Annotated in this window: 18 protein-coding genes and 2 riboswitches; of the genes, 3 read left to right on the top strand and 15 right to left on the bottom strand. The window is 67.4% G+C overall.

What is annotated here, in order from left to right; translation table 11 throughout:
- The 3 genes from AC3A6P_RS27005 to AC3A6P_RS26995 form a co-directional block, all read left to right on the top strand.
- On the top strand, window positions 1–87 hold an 87-nt coding region (locus AC3A6P_RS27005), incomplete at its 5' end, for a hypothetical protein (RefSeq protein ID WP_487695193.1).
- Between the two features lie 81 nt (window positions 88–168).
- Window positions 169–2,118, top strand: a complete 1,950-nt coding sequence (locus AC3A6P_RS27000) for a substrate-binding domain-containing protein (RefSeq protein ID WP_487695170.1) — start codon at window positions 169–171, stop codon at window positions 2,116–2,118.
- A 102-nt stretch (window positions 2,119–2,220) separates the two neighbouring features.
- Window positions 2,221–2,862 (top strand): LysM peptidoglycan-binding domain-containing protein, encoded by a 642-nt coding sequence (locus AC3A6P_RS26995; RefSeq protein WP_487695169.1) that lies wholly within the window; start codon window positions 2,221–2,223, stop codon window positions 2,860–2,862.
- A 19-nt stretch (window positions 2,863–2,881) separates the two neighbouring features.
- Here the strand turns inward: AC3A6P_RS26995 and gcvP are convergent, their stop codons facing one another.
- The 15 genes from gcvP to AC3A6P_RS26920 all read right to left on the bottom strand — a co-directional run bounded on the left by gcvP (window position 2,882) and on the right by AC3A6P_RS26920 (window position 18,623).
- On the bottom strand, window positions 2,882–5,713 hold the full coding sequence (gene gcvP, locus AC3A6P_RS26990) for an aminomethyl-transferring glycine dehydrogenase (RefSeq protein ID WP_487695192.1): 2,832 nt from the start codon (window positions 5,711–5,713) through the stop codon (window positions 2,882–2,884).
- A gap of 55 nt (window positions 5,714–5,768) precedes the next feature.
- Window positions 5,769–5,870, bottom strand: a riboswitch (glycine riboswitch).
- Window positions 5,871–5,968: riboswitch (glycine riboswitch) on the bottom strand. It abuts the riboswitch before it with no gap.
- A 14-nt stretch (window positions 5,969–5,982) separates the two neighbouring features.
- Window positions 5,983–7,119, bottom strand: a complete 1,137-nt coding sequence (locus AC3A6P_RS26985; RefSeq protein ID WP_487695168.1) for a M20 family metallopeptidase — start codon at window positions 7,117–7,119, stop codon at window positions 5,983–5,985.
- Complete coding sequence (locus AC3A6P_RS26980; RefSeq protein ID WP_487695166.1) at window positions 7,109–7,783, bottom strand: DUF1028 domain-containing protein; 675 nt, start codon at window positions 7,781–7,783, stop codon at window positions 7,109–7,111. Before AC3A6P_RS26980 ends, AC3A6P_RS26985 begins: the two co-directional genes overlap by 11 nt.
- Window positions 7,780–8,196, bottom strand: a complete 417-nt coding sequence (locus AC3A6P_RS26975; protein ID WP_487695165.1) for a RidA family protein — start codon at window positions 8,194–8,196, stop codon at window positions 7,780–7,782. The genes AC3A6P_RS26980 and AC3A6P_RS26975 overlap by 4 nt, the downstream gene beginning before the upstream one ends.
- Window positions 8,193–9,644, bottom strand: a complete 1,452-nt coding sequence (locus tag AC3A6P_RS26970) for a 4-hydroxyphenylacetate 3-hydroxylase family protein (RefSeq protein ID WP_487695164.1) — start codon at window positions 9,642–9,644, stop codon at window positions 8,193–8,195. Before AC3A6P_RS26970 ends, AC3A6P_RS26975 begins: the two co-directional genes overlap by 4 nt.
- Complete coding sequence (locus tag AC3A6P_RS26965) at window positions 9,641–10,156, bottom strand: flavin reductase family protein (RefSeq protein ID WP_487695162.1); 516 nt, start codon at window positions 10,154–10,156, stop codon at window positions 9,641–9,643. The genes AC3A6P_RS26970 and AC3A6P_RS26965 overlap by 4 nt, the downstream gene beginning before the upstream one ends.
- Window positions 10,157–10,256: 100 nt before the next feature.
- Window positions 10,257–11,276, bottom strand: a complete 1,020-nt coding sequence (locus AC3A6P_RS26960) for a zinc-binding dehydrogenase (RefSeq protein WP_487695161.1) — start codon at window positions 11,274–11,276, stop codon at window positions 10,257–10,259.
- Window positions 11,276–12,088, bottom strand: a complete 813-nt coding sequence (locus AC3A6P_RS26955) for an alpha/beta fold hydrolase (RefSeq protein WP_487695160.1) — start codon at window positions 12,086–12,088, stop codon at window positions 11,276–11,278. The genes AC3A6P_RS26960 and AC3A6P_RS26955 overlap by 1 nt, the downstream gene beginning before the upstream one ends.
- Window positions 12,089–12,227: 139 nt before the next feature.
- Window positions 12,228–13,151 carry a LysR family transcriptional regulator gene (locus AC3A6P_RS26950; RefSeq protein WP_487695159.1) on the bottom strand — a complete coding sequence of 308 codons (924 nt, stop codon included), beginning with the start codon at window positions 13,149–13,151 and terminating at the stop codon, window positions 12,228–12,230.
- A gap of 3 nt (window positions 13,152–13,154) precedes the next feature.
- Window positions 13,155–14,432, bottom strand: coding sequence for a TRAP transporter large permease (locus AC3A6P_RS26945; protein ID WP_487695158.1), 1,278 nt, complete (start codon window positions 14,430–14,432; stop codon window positions 13,155–13,157).
- Entirely contained in the window at window positions 14,429–15,004 is a 576-nt protein-coding gene (locus AC3A6P_RS26940) for a TRAP transporter small permease (protein ID WP_487695156.1), read from the bottom strand. Before AC3A6P_RS26940 ends, AC3A6P_RS26945 begins: the two co-directional genes overlap by 4 nt.
- Window positions 15,001–15,786, bottom strand: a complete 786-nt coding sequence (locus AC3A6P_RS26935) for a maleate cis-trans isomerase family protein (protein WP_487695154.1) — start codon at window positions 15,784–15,786, stop codon at window positions 15,001–15,003. The genes AC3A6P_RS26940 and AC3A6P_RS26935 overlap by 4 nt, the downstream gene beginning before the upstream one ends.
- Window positions 15,783–16,670: a TRAP transporter substrate-binding protein gene (locus AC3A6P_RS26930; RefSeq protein ID WP_487695152.1), complete on the bottom strand. Its 888-nt coding sequence runs from the start codon at window positions 16,668–16,670 to the stop codon at window positions 15,783–15,785. The genes AC3A6P_RS26935 and AC3A6P_RS26930 overlap by 4 nt, the downstream gene beginning before the upstream one ends.
- Window positions 16,671–17,222: 552 nt before the next feature.
- A complete protein-coding gene (locus tag AC3A6P_RS26925) occupies window positions 17,223–17,864 on the bottom strand; it encodes a MerR family transcriptional regulator (protein ID WP_487695151.1) in 642 nt (213 codons plus the stop codon).
- Window positions 17,865–18,128: 264 nt separating this feature from the next.
- Window positions 18,129–18,623, bottom strand: a complete 495-nt coding sequence (locus tag AC3A6P_RS26920; protein WP_487695150.1) for a bifunctional nuclease family protein — start codon at window positions 18,621–18,623, stop codon at window positions 18,129–18,131.
- Between the last annotated feature and the right edge of the window lie 30 nt (window positions 18,624–18,653).

Genomic DNA, 18,653 nt, shown 5'->3' with positions numbered 1-18,653 from the left:
CTCGAAGGCGGCGCACAACCCAACGGCTACACCGAACCGATCCTGCACCGCCGCCGCCGCGAATACAAAGCAGCCGCCCGGCAGTGACTACACTCGTCGCCGGGTTCTTTAGCGCCTGAGCGGGAACCGGTCAGAGGAGAGGTCCACACGTGTTAGGCGGGTCGAGGCATGGGTAGGCACAGCAAGCCCGGGCCCGATGATGACGACGACATCGAATACCCGGACTACTCCTCGGAGTACGAGCCGGACGATGAATTCAACGACGACGACGATCGTTACCGTGCCGAACCCACCTCGAGCACAAGCGGTTTCGAAGATGGGCCGGATCAGCCGCCGGCCGACGACGACCAGACCGCCGTCATCCGCGCCGCCGGTCCACCGTCAGGCGGTCACCGCAACGAAGGTGAATGGACGGGCAGCCACCGCACGGTGGCGCCGGGCCGACGGGGTGTGAGCGTCGGTGTGATCGCCGCGCTCGTCACCGTCGTCGTGGTGGTGGCAGCCGTGATCCTGTGGCGGTTCTTCGGTGACGCGCTCTCGGATCGGTCTGCCACCGCGGCCTCCCGCTGTGTGGAGGGCGAGATGACCGTGGCTGTGATCGCCGATCCGGCAATCGCCGAACCGCTGGGTCCGCTGGCCGAGAAATTCAACTCCTCGGCAACCCCCGTGGGCGATCACTGTGTCGCGGTCGCAGTCAAGGCGGGCGACTCCGATGCCGTCATCGACGGCCTGTCCGGTGAATGGCCCGGCGACCTCGGCGACAAGCCGGCGCTGTGGATCCCGGGGAGCTCGGTGTCCTCGGCGCGGCTGCAGGCCGTCGTCGACCCGCGCACCATCAGTGCCAGCAAGTCGCTGGTCACGTCGCCGGTGCTGCTTGCGGTCCGCCCGCAGCTCGAGGCCGCGCTCGCGGAGCAGAACTGGGGAACGCTGCCGGGTCTGCAGTCCAACCCGACCGCGCTCGACGGGCTGAATCTGCGCGGCTGGGGATCGCTGCGGCTGGCGTTGCCCACCAGCGATGACAGTGACGCCGCGTACCTGGCGGCCGAGGCGGTGGCCGCAGCAGCCGCGCCGTCCGGCGCACCCGCCACCGATGGCACCGCCGCGGTCCGGACGCTGCGGTCGGGTCAGCCGGAGTTGGCCGACTCCTCCGCGAACACCGCCATGTCGGCGCTGCTCGAAGGTGACGACCCGGCCGCCTCGGACGTCCATGCCGTCGCAACCACCGAACAGCAGCTCTTCAAACGCAGCACCGACCTGCCCGACGCCGCCGCCACCGTGGCCTCCTGGCTGCCGCCCGGCCCGGTGCCCGTCGCTGACTTCCCCGCCGTGCTGCTCGGGGGCGACTGGCTCTCCCCCGAACAGATCAGCGCTGCAAGCCAATTCGAGCGTTTCCTGCGTGACCCCGAACAGCAGAGCGAACTGGCGGCGGCCGGTTTCCGCACCACCGACGGCACGCCGCCAGGCAACGATGTCACACCGTTCGGCGAGCTGCCGGAGACGTTGACGGTGGCCGACGACGAGCAACGGGTGGCACTGGCCGACGCCCTGACCGCGCCAGCCACCGCCCCGGCGGTGACCATCATGCTGGACCGGTCGCTGAACCTGGCGCCGGTGGTCGGCGCCCTGGAGGAACGGATCCGCGCCATGGCACCCAACGCGGTGGTGGGCCTGATCACGTTCGACGGCGGTGCGGGCTCCACGCTGGTGGCCGCGGGCCCACTGAGTGACGACGCCGGCGGTCAGCCCCGCAGTCAGGCACTCGATGCGGCGTTGAACGGGCTGACCCCCGGCTCTGCCGGCAGGGTGTCGTTCACCACGTTGCGCAACGTCTACGCCGATGCGCTGACCGGATTTCGTCCGGATCAGACGAATTCGGTACTGGTGATCACCGCCGGTCCCCATAGCGATCAGTCGCTGGGAGCCCAGGGCCTACAGGATCTGATCCGGTCCAGCAACGACCCGGCTCGCCCGGTTGCGGTGAACGTCATCAACGTCGGCGACGACCCCGACCGGCCCACGTGGGAGTCCGTCGCCGAGATCAGCGGCGGTACGTACCAGAACGTGCCCAACACCGATGCACCGGAGTTCGGATCCGCGCTCGACTCGATGCTGAGTTGAGGATTGGGGTAGCTCACTACTCGTGAGCCGCCCCGGCGGTCCTCCCCAGACTGGCTGTGCGCCTCGACCCGGCGCGCTTCCAGTCGAGCGAAGGACCCCGCCATGATCTTGAAATATCAGGTGGTCACCGGTGACACGCTGTCGTCGTTGGCTCAGCACTTTTACGGTGACGCCGCCCTGTTCCCGGTGATCGCCGTCCACAACACCCTGGCAGATCCGAATCACATCCTGGTGGGCCAGGAGCTGGAGATCCCCTACGTCACCTTCCGCCACAAGGTGCGCGCCGGCGACACCACCGGCTCACTGGCACAGCACTACTACGGTGACATCGCCGCCAAGACGATCATCGAGGTCGCCAATCACGCCGGACAACGCGACCTGGTGGTCGGCGAACGCCTGCTGATCCCGGACCTGCAGAACGTCGGGCATCACACCGTGGTGGCCGGCGAGAACCCCCGCAATCTCGCCGAGCGCTGGTACGGCGAACAGGGATTGTGGCCGATCATCACCGTCGCCAACCACCTCGGCGACCAGGATCCCGCCGTCGGCACCGTTCTCATCCAGCCACGGCTCAACAGGCGGCATCACGTCGCCGCCGGCGACACTCTGTGGGAACTCGCCACCGACCAGTACGGCGACCACGACGTCGCCACCAGGGTCGCGCTGGTGGCCGCCGCCAACCGGATCACCAACCCCGATCACCTCAGCGTGGGACAGGTGATCTTCTTCCCGTCGCTGGGGTGAACTCCACGCTCAGCGCGCGTCAGGCGAACGCCTCCACGGGCGGGCACGAGCACACCAGGTTGCGGTCGCCGTAGGCGCCGTCGATGCGCCGCACCGGCGGCCACACCTTGGGCCGGTAGTTCTTGCCCAGCGGATAGGCCGCTTCCTCGCGGGTGTAGGGGTGTTCCCACTTGTCGACGAGCAGGCACTCCGCGGTATGCGGGGCATTGCGCAGCGGGTTGTCCTCTTTTGCCCACTGGCCCGAGCCCACCTTGTCGATCTCGGCCTTGATGGCGATCATGGCCTCGCAGAACGCGTCAACTTCGGCCAGCGATTCACTCTCGGTGGGTTCCACCATCAGCGTCCCCGCCACCGGGAAGCTCATGGTCGGAGCATGAAAACCGTAGTCCGCCAAGCGTTTTGCCACATCGTCGACGGTGACGCCGGTGGTCTTGGTGATGCCGCGCAGGTCGAGAATGCACTCGTGGGCCACCATGCCGTTCTCGCCCGTGTAGAGCACGGGGTAGTACTCGTCGAGGCGGCGGGCGATGTAGTTGGCCGACGCGATCGCCGTCAGCGTGGCGGCCCGCAACCCGTCGGCACCCATCATCGCGATGTAGGCCCACGTGATCGGCAGGATCGACGCCGACCCGTACGGCGCCGCCGACACCACGTGACCGGTCGGCAGTTCCGGGGCCAGCGGGTGACCGGGCAGGAACTCCGCCAGATGTGAGCGCACCGCCACCGGTCCGACGCCGGGTCCGCCGCCACCGTGCGGGATGCAGAACGTCTTGTGCAGGTTGAGGTGGCTGACGTCGCCGCCGAACTTGCCCGGCCGGGCCAGACCGACCAAGGCGTTGAGGTTGGCGCCGTCGACGTAGACCTGGCCGCCGGCGTCGTGCACCGCGGCGCAGATCTCCTCGACGTCGTGTTCGTAAACGCCGTGGGTGGACGGGTAGGTGATCATCAGCGCTGCGAGGTTCTCCGCGTGCTCGGCCACCTTGGCGCGCAGATCGTCGAGGTCGACGTCGCCGTTGGTCCGGCAGGCCACCACCACGACGCGCATGCCGGCCAGGGCCGCCGACGCGGCGTTGGTGCCGTGCGCACTCGACGGGATGAGACACACATCGCGGTGACTCTCACCGCGGCTGGCGTGGTAATCGTGGATCGCCAGCAGCCCGGCGTACTCCCCCTGCGAGCCGGCGTTGGGCTGCAGCGAGACCGCGTCGTAGCCGGTGACGGCCACCAGCCAGGCTTCCACCTCGGCGATCAGGGTGCGCAGGCCTGCGCTGTCGCCGGCCGGGGCGAACGGGTGCTGGCGGGAGAACTCCGGCCAGGTGACGGATTCCATCTCGGCCGCGGCGTTGAGCTTCATGGTGCACGAGCCGAGCGGGATCATCGTGCGGTCCAGTGCCAGGTCCTTGTCGGCGAGTGACCGCAGGTAGCGCATCATCGCCGTCTCGGTGCGGTAGGTGGTGAACGCCGGATGCGTCAGGAACTCCGAGGTCCGGGTCTCGATGTCGACCGGCTCGGCGTCGGCGGCGGACACGCCGAAGGCCTGCAGCACCGATGCCACGTGGGCGTCGGTGGTGGCTTCGTCACATGCCACCGACACGTGGTCGGCGTCCACCCGCCACAGGTTGATGCCCAGCGCCTTGGCCGCGGCCACCACCTCGTCGGCGCGGCCCGGCACCGATGCGAGCACGGTGTCGAAGAACGTGTCATGCACCAGCGCATCGCCGAGGGCGGCCGCCACCCGCGCGGCGTGCCCGTGCACCCGCCGGGCGATACCGGTCAACCCTTCGGCGCCGTGATAGCTGGCGTACATCGCGGCCATCACGGCCAAGAGCACCTGCGCGGTACAGATGTTGCTGGTGGCCTTGTCGCGGCGGATGTGCTGCTCGCGGGTCTGCAGCGACAACCGGTACGCCGGAGCGCCGTCGGCATCCACCGAGACCCCGACCAGCCGGCCCGGCAGCTGGCGGGCCTGCTTGGTGGCCACGGCGAGGTAACCGGCATGCGGGCCGCCGAATCCCATCGGCACGCCGAAGCGCTGCGCACTGCCGAACGCCACGTCGGCACCGATCTCTCCGGGCGGAGCCACCAGCGTCATGGCCAGCAGATCGGCACCCAGGGCCACCAGCGCGCCGCGTTCGTGGGCCTGCTTGATCAACGCGGACCAGTCGGTGATGCGTCCGCTGGCGCCGGGCAGTTGCGCGATGACGCCGAAGAAATCACCCTCGGGCAGACCCTCGCGCAGGTCAGCGGTGACGATCTCGATGTTGAGCGGCCGCGCCCGGGTGGCCAGCACGGCAGCGGTCTGCGGGAAGACGTCGACGTCGACGGCCAGGCGGGTCGCCTTGCCGCGAGCGGCGCGCTGCATCAGCGTCATCGCCTCGGCCGCGGCGGTGGCCTCGTCGAGCATCGAGGCATTGGCGATGTCGAGTCCGGTGAGGTCGGCGACCATGGTCTGGAAGTTCAGCAGCGCTTCGAGGCGGCCCTGGCTGATCTCCGGTTGGTACGGCGTGTAGGCCGTGTACCAGGCCGGGTTCTCCATGATGTTGCGCAGCAAGACCGGCGGGGTGAGCGTGTCGTAGTAGCCCTGCCCGATCATCGAGACCGCGACGGTGTTGGCGTCGGCCATGGCGCGCAGCTGGGCCAGGGCCTCGTGCTCGGACACCGCGGGCGGCAGCTTGTCGAGACCCGGCGCCACCCCGTCGGCGTCCAGTGCGTCGAGGATGCCGGCCGGAAGCGCCTTGGCCGCAAGCTCGTCGAGGGATTGCACACCGATGACACTGAGCATGGTGTCGATATCGGCGGCGCCGGGGCCGATGTGCCGATCGGCGAATTTCGGGGCGCTGTCGTTGAACAGCGCGTCATCGGAGAGGGCCAACACGAACTCCTAGGCAGCAGGACGAACTATCGCGTCCTCCCCCTCTGTCGTCGACCCGAACCGGGCTGCCTGAGAGATTCGGCCGATCAGGCCTTTCCCCATGGGCGGGTGCGCGCACCGCTTTCCAGAGGCATCGTGGTCTGACGCGGTCCGGGGGCCTGAGAGGTTGACGGAGAGGTGTTGCTCCTTCGGCGTCTGTGGCTGGCGGTCACAGAACTCTCCCGCGAGAGGGCGATGCAACTGCGATACTACCGCCCGGCGAGATCGAGCGCCGTCCATGCCAGTGCGGTGGCACCGTCGCGCAGTGCGGCCTCCGCCTGCGGCCCCACCGCGGCGTCGGCGAACTCACGTTGATGGTTGACCGCGGGCAGGGAACCGATGCCCAGATACGGGTGGATGGCGCGCACCACCTGCGACACATTGCCCATGTCGGTCGACGCCGACGCCATGGCCCCCGCCCCTTCCGGCGGCTCGACGCTCATATCCCGACCCAGCGCGGCCGCGTTCGCGACGAACAGGTCCAGGATCTCGTCGTCGGTGCGGAATTCCGAGTAGGGCGCGGACTCCAACTCGATGTCGAGATCACAGCCACTGCCCAGGGCACCGGCCTGGAAGCAGGCGCGGATCCGCTTCTCGATGCCGGTCAGCTCGGCGAGTGTGCGGGCACGGACATACCAGCGGCCTGACGCCGAGTCGGGGATGGCGTTGGGCGCCGACCCCGCTGAGGTCACCACCCCGTGGACCCGCACCGTCGCCGGCAGCTGCTGGCGCAGCAGGCCGATCGCCACCTGCGCCACGGTGAACGCATCGGCAGCGTTGACCCCCAGATGCGGATAGGCCCCCGCGTGGGCGCTGACACCCCGATACGTGACACGCCAGTGCGCCACCGCCATCGGCTCGGCCCGCGGGGCGTCAACCGGCCCCGGATGAATCATCAGCGCGGCGTCCAGGCCGTCGAACTCACCGGCCTCCAGCATCACGATCTTGCCGCCGCCGCCCTCTTCGGCCGGCGTGCCCAGGACGTGCACGGTGAGGCCCTGGCCGCGGTCGGCCTCCTGCACCATCAGCGCCGCCCCGATGGCCGACGCGGCGATCAGGTTGTGCCCGCAGGCGTGGCCGAGCCCGGGCAGCGCGTCGTATTCGGCCACGAAAGCGACGTGCAACGGGCCGGTGCCGGCGCGAGCGTGAAACGCGGTGTCGAGTCCCCCGGCGCGGTGGTCGACGCGGAAACCGCGATCGGCCAGCAGCCCGGTCAGCATCCGGTGCGCCCGCACCTCGTGCCACGCCAGTTCGGGGTCGGCATGCAGGGCGGTACTGACCCCGCGCACCAGCTCCCAGTTGCGCCGCAGGTGATCGCCGGCGGCCGCCTTGGGCTCAGAGATCACCGGGGACCCCGAAACTGGGCGCAGCCGACGGGTCCAGGGCACGCCGCACGTAGTCGTCGCGCTGGGGTTCCCAGACCTCCCACAGTTCGGCCAGCCGGGTGTAGGGATCTTCGTCCCAGTCCACGCGCAGGGTGGTCTCCGGCCAAGCGACCTCCCGATAGACCAACAGGCCCGCGGAATACACCGGACCCTCCTCTCCGCCGGCGGTCAGCGCGGCGTTGAGCCCGGCCAACAGGCGGGCTTCGAACTCGTCGGCCCCCGAGGTCTCGTAGCCACGGATCAGCTCGGTGATGGTCGCCGGCCCGGCAAGCATGTTGCCGGCCGCCACCACGCCGTCACCGGCCACGTGGTGATGCACACCGAGCGCCCCGGCCCCGCTGTAGGCCGCGGTGCGCCCGGCCGCGTCGAGCACGGTCAACTGCCGGTAGTCGCGCAAAGCGTGGTCGGCCACCACAGCGGTCATCGCGGCCTGCGGCTCGGCGCCTTCGGCGAGCCGGTCCAGCAGCTGCCCACCCAGCCGGGGATCGGTGACGTTCTGGCTGGCGGCGGCGCCCAGGCCCGGGCGAATGTTGAGGCACCGGGACGCCACCGCCGGCGAGGACGAGGCGATGATCATGCCGAACGCTCCGGTGTCGCGGTCCAGCGCCGCCATCGAGAACGTCATGACGCCCCCTGCTTCACGGCGATCACGTCCACCTCGACCAGCCACTCGGGCCGGGCCAGCGCACTGACCACCACCCCGGTCGACACCGGGTGCACCCCCTCGAGCCAGCGTCCTACCACGCGGTACACGCTCTCCCGATATCGCGGATCGACAAGGTAGATCGTCACTTTGACGATGTCGGCGACAGAAGAGTCCGCCTCGTCGAGCAGCGCGGCGATGTTGGACATCGCCTGCTCGGTCTGGGCGGCCACGTCGCCGACACCGACGTTGCGCCCGGTGTCGAGATCCTGCCCGATCTGCCCGCGCAGATAGATGGTGTCGCCGGCGACGACGGCCTGGCACAGGTCATTGTCGAGATTCTGTTCGGGGTAGGTGTCCTTGGTGTTGAACGGACGGATCCGCCGGTGGGTCATGCGCCGCCCACCCGGTCGGACAGCTCGGCAGCGGACCTGACCAGATCGAGTGCGTTGTCGTAGTCGAAGTTGCGGTACACGGCTTGGTAATGGGCGAACGGCGGCGCCTGGGCGAACAGTTGGAAGGTCAGCCGGTGACCGGCGTAATCGCTGTTGAGCAGATCCCGGGCGAATGCCAGCAGCTTGCGCCGATCGTCGGCCTGCCAGTCATCGTTGATCGAGTAGAACTTCTCCAGCCAGGGGCTTGCACCGGGGTGGGCGAACGTGGCCGAGTCCGGCGTGATGCAGATCTGCCCCCCACAGAGTTCGCGGGCGAGGTGGATCATCTGCGGCAGCTGCGTCTGAGCCCAGACCCGCCCCGCATACAGCAGCGACTGGTTGGGCATCAGCAGACCGCCGGGACTGGTCTCGGCGGTGGCGATGGAGGCCGTCAGGTGCGCCTCGATACCCTCGCGGTAGCACGCCAACATCGCCAGCTTCTCCTGTACGGCGGGGTTCTTGTCCAATCCCGTCTGCCGGACGTTGAACAGGGCAGCACCGATCATCAGGTCCGCGAACCGGATCGAGCGGTGGACGTAGGGCAGCGCGCTGTAGCGGTGCAGGCAGCTGCGCACGAACGTCGCTGCCCTGGTGTGCCGGTAGAACAGGATGTCGTCCCACGGGATGAGTACATTGTCGAAGATCACCAGGGACTCCACCTCATCCACCCGGTTCGACAGTGGATAGTCCGCCGCATCGCGGCGGCCGGCAAAACCGGTGCGGCAGATGAACTTCAGATTGGGCGCATTGAGGTCGGCGATGAAACCGACGGCGTAATCGGAGAGCTTGTCATCGCCCCAGTTGGCGATGGTGGGCTTGGTGTAGGCCTGGGTCGCGTACGGCGCGGCGGTCTCGTATTTGGCGCCTCGGACGATGATGCCTTCGTCGGTTTCGCGGACGACGTGCAGCAGCATGTCGGGATCCTGGTCCTGCGGGCGCTTCGACCGATCACCTTTGGGGTCGGTGTTGGCCGAGATGTGGAACGGGTCCCCGGTGGCGGCTTTCTGGACGTGGCGGCGGATGTTCTCGGCGAAACGTGGATCCACTTCGTTGAGCACATCCTGGCCGTCGTAGAGCGCCCACATCTCGCCGACGGTCTCGTCGCCGACGCGGGTGACCACGCCGCGCACCTCGTCGAGCACGAGATCGATAGCCGCACGCTTGTCGTGCCAGTCTTGTTGTGTCAGAGGCAGCTTGTTCGCGACCGCGTTGCGCTCACCGTTGTCGTCGACATAGGTCATGACCTCCTGGCTGGCCGCTTCGTGAGCCAGATCGTAGATGCGAGACCGGATGTCGATGATCGGGGCGAACATCGGATGCTTGGTGACATCGTGCACCTGCTCGCCGTCGATGTAGATTTCGCGCCCGGTGTTGATGCTGTCCCGGTACTCCTCGCCGGTCTTGATCATCTGCGATGTCCTTCCGTGTGGTGCGCCGCCAGGGCGCGGTAGTTGCCGCGAAGGTGCAGCAGCGGTTCGGCGTCGGTGTGCACAACGTGGCGCACCTGACCGAGATACAGGTGATGCGAGCCCACAGCCGTGACACTGTGCAGCTCACATTCGAAGGCGGCCACGCTGGCGGTGAAGACCGGCAGGCCGTTGAGACCGTCACGCCACTCTTCGTCGAGAAACGTGAACGCGGGGCGACCGGGATGCTGACGCCCGGCGAAACTGTCTGCGGCGCCGCGCTGCTCGTAGCCGAGCAACGAGACATTGAACGCACCTGTGGAGCGGATCGCCGCATTGATGGGGCTGCGCCGGTTGATGCAGACGCCGAGAACCGCCGGCTCGTCGGACACTCTGCTCACCGCGGAAACCGTCTGCCCCCACCGGGCCTCCTGTGCGCAGGTGGTGACGATGGTGACCGGAGTGGCAGCGCAGCTGATCGCACGGATGTAGTCCTGCGCAGCGGCCGATGTCATAGCGGATTTCATTGTGGTCCCTCGCAATTCGAGTTCATGACGGTCATCGCGGAAGCTCGGCGTCGAATCCGCACCTTCCATGCTGGCTTCCGTGGCCATATCAAGCAAAGAGTTGATTATGCTGCGTTGCATCGGATTTCGAGATGTAACCCGGCATGGTGACCACGACCTTGCCTGACCGTTCCGGCGCGGCGAATCTGTGGTGCGCAGAGACTATCTGGTCGAAATCGAACGTCTGGTCCAGCACGGGCGTCACCGTTCCCGCCCTCAGCAACGGCAATACCTCGGCTTCCACGGATCGACATATCGCGGCTCGGCTGTCGTCGGACAGCCGGCCCAGGCTCGACGAGGAGATCTCCGTCCCCCCGGACATCAGGGCTGCCAGGTCCACCACCGCGTCGGTTCCCGATGCCACCCCGACGATGACGAGCCGGCCCAACGGCGCCAGCGCCGCGAGATTGTCGCCGACCGCGGCGGCTCCCTGATTGTCCAGGATCAGATCGACGCCACCGGGTGCGATCTCCCGGAGCACGTCGAAGACGTCCTCGGAGCCGTAGTCGATCACACGGCGACAACCGAGTTCGGTGCACAACGCGCTCTTCACCGGCCCCCGGGCTGTTCCGATCACCTCGGCACCGAGCGCCCTGGCCAACTGTACGGCCATCGAGCCGACCCCGCCTGCGGCGCCGTGGATCAGCACGCGCTCCCCTCGCCGGATCCGCCCCCGGTGCACCAGGTTCCACCACGCCGTGGCCGCTGCTTCGAGGAAGGCGCCGGCGACGGCCAGGTCGAGATCGTCGGGTACGACGACGCACGCACCCGCGGGCACGGCCACGTACTCGGCATAGGACCCCGCCCGGGTCAACGCTGCGACGCGGTCGCCGGGTTTGACCGTCTGCACCCGGGCTCCGACGCATACCACGGTTCCGGCGCACTCCAGGCCGGGGACACCGCCGGACGGCGCCGGCATGATCCCCCGCGTTTGCAGGACCTCGGCGTTGTTGACCCCGACGGCGCCCACGGCCACCAGCACCTCTTCGGGGCCCGGTTGCGGGACCGGGATCTCGGCGATGCTCAGCGAGCGTGGGCCGTCGGCACCCCGCAGCAGGGCAGCGCGCATCACCGTGGCACCACACTGTGGTGGAACTCCACGATGACGCGGGCGAATTCGGCCGCGCACGTTTCAGGACTGGCGATGTCGCCGTCAACCAGGACGTGTTCGGCGGCCTGCGGGAACGCCGCGAGAATGGCACCGCGACGGGGGAATGCCCGCGGGTCGCGGGCCGATGCCAGGCACAGCACCGGACCCGGGTAGCGGCCCACGCCGTCTTCGGACCGGTACGCGGCGACGGCGGCGTGACCACGATCCGGATCGGCGTGCGACAGGACATCCCGCACATACCGTGCCTGGACACCAGGGTCCGGCACTGCCAAGTACTCCCGGCGACGCCGCCACAGCTGCGCCAGATGGTCTCCGTCGTCCCGGGCGGCAATGGCATTGAAGGGCGGCGCCGTCCGGCGCCTGGTCCGCTCGGCGTCGTCGATGAACGGGGTGGAGGACAACACCAGCGAGGTCACCCGATGCGGCGCCGAGACCGCGAGGTCATAGGCGACCAGTCCGCCGAAGTGGTGCCCCACCACATGTGCCGACGGCACCGCGAGCGCGTCGAGAATCTCCAGCACCGCGGCAGCTGTGGCTTCTATGGTGTTGAGCGGCAACGCCTGCGATGCACCGTAGCCGGGAAGGTCCGGCATCACGATGCGGTAACCGTCGATCTGTTCGGCCACCGCCCGGAACTCGTCCCAACTGCGCGGTGTCTGGTGCAGCAGCACCAGACAGGGGCTGTCCCGGTCCGACTCCGGCGTCACGACGACGTGCATTCGCCCCGAAGGTGTTTCGATGTATCCGGGGATCGGCTCGGCGCCGCTCACGTGGCCTCCAATACGTGTCAGTGGTCTGACTCGATCCAAGCCGTCCGGAGCTACCGGAGCAAACAGTGAGATTCGTTGTTGTCCATCGGATTATCCGATGCAGAGCATCGCAGAATGCGATCGTCGCAAAGCCCGACTTTCAGCGTTCTCTCGCCACGACGGCACGGCAGCGCTCAGCAAATACACTGGCCCGCTTGCTCATACGCACTGCCTGCAGGCCCGCCACCACCACCCGCAGTGGCCGCACCTCGTCAGCGATCGGCACGGCCCGCACCAGGCCGCCCGCATAGGTGGTGTCGGTGGCAGGACGTTGATGCAGCAAACTGTAACCGTGGTCCATGGCGACCATCGCGCGCACCGTCTCGTAGCTGCTCGACCGATACTGCACGTTGGGCTGCATCCCGCGCTCGGTGAACACACCGGTGAAATAGTCGCGACTGTAGGGCAGATCGACCAGAATCATCGGCTCGTTCACCAGATCGGCCAACCGGACGCTCGCGGCCCCGGCGAGCCGATGCGAAGCGGGAAGTGCTGCGTAAGGGCGGATCTCGGCCAGCACGTCACGCTGGATCCCGTCGCCGAGGGCAAGGTCGTAAGTCAAGGCCACCTCGGCCCGGCCGGATTCCAGGTACTCCCCTACTTCGCCCGCGACGGCTTCGGTGACCTGGATCTCCAAGGCTGGGTGGTCTGCTTTCAGCCCGGCCAGGATGGACGGCAGGTAGAAGGGCGCGATCGGACTGAAGCACACCACGTGCAGGGGACCCCAGAACGTCTGGGCGTCACCGGCTATCGACTCCAGGGACTCGGCCAGCGCGGTCAGCGTCTGGCGTGCACGCAACAACAGCTCCTTGCCGGACGCAGTGAGGATCAACCCCTTGGCATGCCGCCGGATGAACAGCTGGACGCCGAGTTCCCGCTCCAGGTGCGCGACGGCCGAGGACACCGCCGACTGCGCGACGAACAGGTCCTCGGCCGCCCGCGTCATGCTCTCGCGCTCGGCGACCCGGATGAAGTAGCGCAGCTGGGTCAGCGAGATACCGCGGAGTTGATCGACACCGGTCACGACTCACTCCCCCAGCACCGACGGCAGCCAGGTGGCCAGCGACGGCACGAGGATCACCAGGATCAGCACCGCGATGGTGGCCAGCAGGAACGGGGTGTTGGCCCGCAAAACCCGCCATGCGTCGACCTTGGCGATCTTGGCTGCCACCACCAATGACATCGCCACCGGCGGCGTGACCTGCCCCACGATGACGGTGAGCACGATGATGACACCGAAGTACACCGGGTCGATCCCGACGGCCAGCATGGTCGGCAGCATCACCGGCATGATCACCGGAATCAGGGGGTCGAACAACATGCCGGCCAGGATCGCCACCACGGTGAGCACCACGACATACCCGAGCTGGGCGTCTCCGGGAACGATGGCGGTGGCGAAATCGGTGAGCGCTTTTGGCAGACCGGCCATCGCCAGCACTGCTCCCAGAGCCACGGACACCCCGACGATGAGCATCACCTCACCGGTCAGCACCGCGGCTTCGACCAGGCACCGGTAGAGCCGGCGCCCACCCAGCGAGCGGAACACCACGGCGGAGACGACGATGGCATACACCACCGCGAAGGCGCCGGATTCGGTGGGTGTGAACACACCGAGGGTCAGTCCCATGACCACCAGCAGCGGCACACCGAAGGCCAGGAGCGCGCCACGGAAGGTGCGCCAGACCTCGCGCCAGCTGAACGGGATCTTCTCACCCCAGCCGTTGCGTCGGGCCTGCACCGCCACCACCACCATCAGCACGACGGTGAGGATGATGCCGGGGATGATGCCCGCCAGGAACAGCGCACCCAATGAGGTGCCCGTGGCCGCCGCGTAGAGGATCATCGGCGACGACGGTGGGATCAACGGTCCGATCCCCGAGGACGAGGCCGTCACCGCTGCCGCGTAAGGCCCGGGGTATCCGTGCTTCTTCATCTGCGGGATCAACGTCGATCCGGTGCCCGCGAGGTCGGCGACCGAAGTCCCGACCATCCCACCGAAGAACAGGCTGGTCGACACGTCCACCTGCGCAAGGCCTCCGGGCAGCGAACCGAAAATGGCTCGCGCGAAAGCGAACACCCGCTCGGCGACACCACCGGCGTTCATCACCACGCCGGCGAGGATGAACAACGGCATCGCCAGCAGCACGAAGCTGCTCATCCCGTCGGTGACCTGCTGGGGGTACTGCAGCATCCACGAGCCACCCAGTGTGGCGTAGACCGCCACGCCGCTGGCCATCGCGATGATCAGCGGCGTGCCCAACAGCAGAAGGCCGACGATGACCGCCAGGGTCAGGGTCAGGATCACGATTCTTCCTCGTCGAGCTGACGCAGGATCGCCGCACGGCAACCCGGCAATTGGAACAGCACGATGACGGCTGCCACCGTCGCACCCACCGGCAGCGCTGCGAGGAAGAAACCCTTGGGCAACCGTAGGTACGGGCTCGGGTCGCCACCGAACTTGGTCACGTACTGGTAAGCGAACCAGGCCAGGTGCAGCAGCACTGCCGCGGTCAGCAGATCGGTGCACAACCGCAGCCACACCTGCACCCGGACGGGCAAACGCCCGACGAACGCCCGGATCTCGATCGACTCGCGACGGCGCACACCTAGGGTGAACCCGAGCATCGTCAGCCACAGCATCAACCCGGTGACCAGTTCTTCGGTCCAGCCCAGTGGGGAGTTGAAGGCAAACCGCAACATGGCGTTGGCGAAGAGGATCAGTGTGATCGCCGCCAGCAGCGCGGCGCACAACACCTCCAGGACCCGGTCGATCAGCTTCTGGCTGCCGGGGTTCGGATCGACACCGAACGTGGAGTCCAACTGCATCTCCACGTCGGCCGGCCCGGCAAGGGGGTGGGTCTGCTTGTCGGCTGTCACCCGTCGACTCCCACGCGGGTGTCGACCAGTGTCCCGAACCCGGGCCGGGCGGCGTCGACACCAACGATCTCGAGGGCGTACCAGAACGACGCCTGTACCGCGCTGATGACCGGCTTGCCGAGTTCGGCCTCCAGCGCGGCGATGGCACCGACGCTGGCGAAGTTGGTGCAACTGATGAACACCGCACTGGCCTCGTCGGTGTCGGTGTCCACCGCGAGGTCATAGACCTGTTCCAGAGGAACCTCCGCCAGTTCGTGGTCACTGGTGATGCCGAGTCCGACGCTCGCGACCACCGGATGCCCGTTCTCGCCGAAGAACCGGGTGGCCCGGTCGATGACTTCCTGCCGGTACGGGGTGATCAGGCTGATCGGGCCTGCACCGACGGCCGCGAGCGCGGCGATGCTCGCGGTCGAGGTGGTGGTGCACCGTCCGGAGAGCCCGCTCCACTGCTCGAGATGCCCGATGAGCATGCGGTCCCATTCGCTACCGTGCAGGAAGGACGCACTGGTGCCGCCGAAGACCAGCACGTCCAGCGGCGCCTGGGCCACCAGTTCGACAGCGGTGCGCAGTTCCGGCGAGCGCATCATCGCATCGATCCCGTCCACCGTGACGCTCGGCAGAGTCACTCTGCTGGTGTGGATGGTCGCCGCCGGTGTTGCCATGGCATACATCTCGGCTTCCATGAGGGTGCTCGAGGCCATGTACACCAGACCGATTCGGGTGGCAGTGTTCAGCGCGCCCAGTGGGAGCAGCGGCCGGTTCCGGTGTGGTGCGGCGGTCACTTGGTGTACTCGGCCAGGACGCGCTCGGCGAAACCGTTGGGGATCTCGGCGGCGATCTCTTCCCGCACCCCGGCCACCGTGTTGCTGAGCTGCTCGATATCGGCCTCGTTGACCTGTACGCCGGCGCCTTCGAACTTGCCCAGTAGCTGGTTGTCGGCTTCGATGCCGGCGTTGCGGCTGGTTTCGGCGGCGGCGGTCGCGGCTTTCTCCAGACCCTGCTGGACCTCGGGGCTCAGGCCCTGCCAGCTGTCCTCGTTGATGGTCAGGTACACCGGGCTGTAGATGTGCGCGGTCAGTGAGAGGTAGCGCTGTTTCTCATAGAACGAGAACGCGTCGATGACCTTCAGCGGGTTCTCTTCGCCGTCGAGCACACCCTGGTCGAGAGCCAAATAGGTTTCGCCGATGTCGATCTGGGTGGGAGCGGCACCCAGGGCTTCGAACAGCGCCACCCTGGCCGGGTTGCCCGGCACCCGGATCTTCAGCCCGGCCAGGTCGTTCGAGGTGACGATCGGGCGAGTGTTGTTGGTGATGTGCCGGAAGCCGTTTTCGCCGAAGCCGAGCACCCGGGCTCCGACGGACTGCACCAGCGATTCGCTGAGTTCGTCACCGTAGGGGCCGTCGAGGAACTCCACCACCGTGTCCCGGTCGGTGAACAGGAACGGCATGTCCATGATGCTGAACGTCGGATCCAGATTGGCCACCGAACCGCTGACCGCGGCGATGTCGATGGCCCCGGCGCGCAGCCCCTGCAGCACCGCCTCCTCGTCTCCGATCGCGCCACCGGACTGCACCGTGACCGCTACGGAGTCTCCCAGCGCGTTTTCCACCTCGTCGGCGAACGCCAACAACATGTCGGCCAGCGGGTCGCCCGCGCTGGTTTCCACAGCCAGAACGAGTTCTGTTGTACCCGAGGTATTTTCGCTGGTACTGGAGCAAGAAGACAGGGCGAGGGACGCGGCCAGGCCACACATCGCGATCACCTTGGGTAGTGACTTCATCGTTATTCCTTCCACGCGGCCAACAGGTTTCGGTTGCGGCTCGACATCGAGGCTGGCTTCGTCGCCAGCGCGATGGAGTCAAGGTTCCGAGGTACCGCTGCACCGCGTCAAACAGTCAAAAGCGACCGTCTGCATCTGTCAAACAGATGCTCCGTAACGTGAAATTAACTGCAGCAGTGGATACTTCGACGTGACACGAACGAAACGTGGCTGCGGTTGACTACATCGTTTTGAGTTCTCGCACCCAGGCTGCATCGCCCGTGGTGGCCGCGCGTGCACGCTGCCCGATCGTGCACTCGACCCGCCCAGACGACGGCAGTGTGACCAGTGTCACGGCGGGCCACTCTGCCGGCACTGTGTCCAACGCCATTCCCGGTGCCCTGTCCGCGGCAACAAAAAAGGGCCGCCGTGGCGACCCTTCTCGTGATGCGCTCCGCGTTACCCGATCTTGCGGTCGCGGCTCTTGCGCCGCGATGCCAGCTCGTCCTCGGGTGCGGCGATGGACTCGCCGCCGTCGGCCCGCTCGCCCGGGAAATCGGCGATGGCTCCGGTGAGTTCCCGCATGGCACCGGACACGGCGATACCGAACACGCCCTGGCCGCCCTGCAGCAGATCGACCACCTCTTCGGCGGACGTGCACTCGTAGACGGTGGTGCCGTCGGAGAACAGTGTGATGTTGGCCAGATCCTGCACACCGCGCTGGCGCAGGTGATCCACCGCCACCCGGATGTTGTGCAGCGAGATACCGGTGTCGAGCAGTCGCTTGACGATCTTGAGGACCAGGATGTCCTTGAAGGAGTACAGCCGCTGACTGCCCGACCCGGCGGCGCCGCGGATGGACGGCACAACCAGGGAGGTCCGGGCCCAGTAGTCGAGCTGTCGGTAGGTGATACCGGCGATCTGGCAGGCGCTGGGCCCGCGGTAGCCGATCAGTGCGTCGGGTACCGAGTCATCCGGGAACAGTCCGGCTTGCACAGGTTCGGTGACCACCGGCTCCTGGCCCGCCGAGTCGTTGGTGGCTCCGGAGGTCTTCCCGGAAGCCAACAAGTCCAACTGCTCCTGACGTGGCTGCTCGCCCACGTGTGATTCCTCTCGCCGATCGGTCTCGTCGTCAGCTGCCGTTTCCGGCTGCATCGCCCGAGCACGAGTGCTCTGAGCATACGCTTCCCGGCAGATCCCCGATGCCATCTGGGAGCCTGTCGTTGCGACCCAGTATGGCGCGGTTCGCGTGTCCCTCCGATGTTCTCCCGGGCGTGTCGAACCCGAACGACCAGTTGAGACGCATCCGTGACCAGTCCGCAGTCGGAACGATTCCCGCGCGGGGCAAAAGCCCCGCGGAGAGGCTCACGTGGCCTTGAAATCGTCCGGCGAGACGCTGTCGAGGAACTCTTTGAACTTCTCGACCTCATCCTCACGCACCGCGCCGGTGGCCTCCTCGTCGTTCTCGTCGGGGATGAGCAGGCCCGCCTCCGCGAGCACCGCCTCCTCGACGTAGATCGGCACACCCACCCGCAATGCGATGGCCACCGAATCCGACGGCCGCGCAGAGACCTTGATGTCGCGGTCGAAGATCAGGTCGGCGTAGAACGTGCCTTCCTGCAGGTCGACGATCCGCACCTCTTTGAGTGAATGACCGAGGGCGGCAATGACATCACGGAACAGGTCGTGAGTCATGGGTCGCTGCGGCTCCACGCCCTGCTGTTCCAGGGCGATGGCGGCCGCTTCCGGCTGCCCGATCCAGATGGGAAGGTACCGGTCACCATTGGCCTCGCGCAGCAACAGCACCGGCTGGTTCTGAGGCTGCTCGACGCGAATGCCGACCACACGCACTTCACCCATTTTGTGTCTGCCCTCCGCACCGCTCTGCTG

This window comes from Mycobacterium sp. Soil_C_30, assembly GCF_057656995.1.
This window is presented reverse-complemented; position numbering and strand designations above follow the sequence as displayed.

Bases quoted from the DNA above. Each gene is read 5' to 3' on its own strand.
- AC3A6P_RS27000 (WP_487695170.1), top strand. From the start codon at position 169: ATGGGTAGGCACAGCAAGCCCGGGCCCGATGATGACGACGACATCGAA.
- AC3A6P_RS26995 (WP_487695169.1), top strand. From the start codon at position 2,221: ATGATCTTGAAATATCAGGTGGTCACCGGTGACACGCTGTCGTCGTTG.
- AC3A6P_RS26980 (WP_487695166.1), bottom strand. From the start codon at position 7,783: ATGACGTTCTCGATGGCGGCGCTGGACCGCGACACCGGAGCGTTCGGC.
- AC3A6P_RS26975 (WP_487695165.1), bottom strand. From the start codon at position 8,196: ATGACCCACCGGCGGATCCGTCCGTTCAACACCAAGGACACCTACCCC.
- AC3A6P_RS26970 (WP_487695164.1), bottom strand. From the start codon at position 9,644: ATGATCAAGACCGGCGAGGAGTACCGGGACAGCATCAACACCGGGCGC.
- AC3A6P_RS26965 (WP_487695162.1), bottom strand. From the start codon at position 10,156: ATGACATCGGCCGCTGCGCAGGACTACATCCGTGCGATCAGCTGCGCT.
- AC3A6P_RS26960 (WP_487695161.1), bottom strand. From the start codon at position 11,276: ATGCGCGCTGCCCTGCTGCGGGGTGCCGACGGCCCACGCTCGCTGAGC.
- AC3A6P_RS26920 (WP_487695150.1), bottom strand. From the start codon at position 18,623: ATGGGTGAAGTGCGTGTGGTCGGCATTCGCGTCGAGCAGCCTCAGAAC.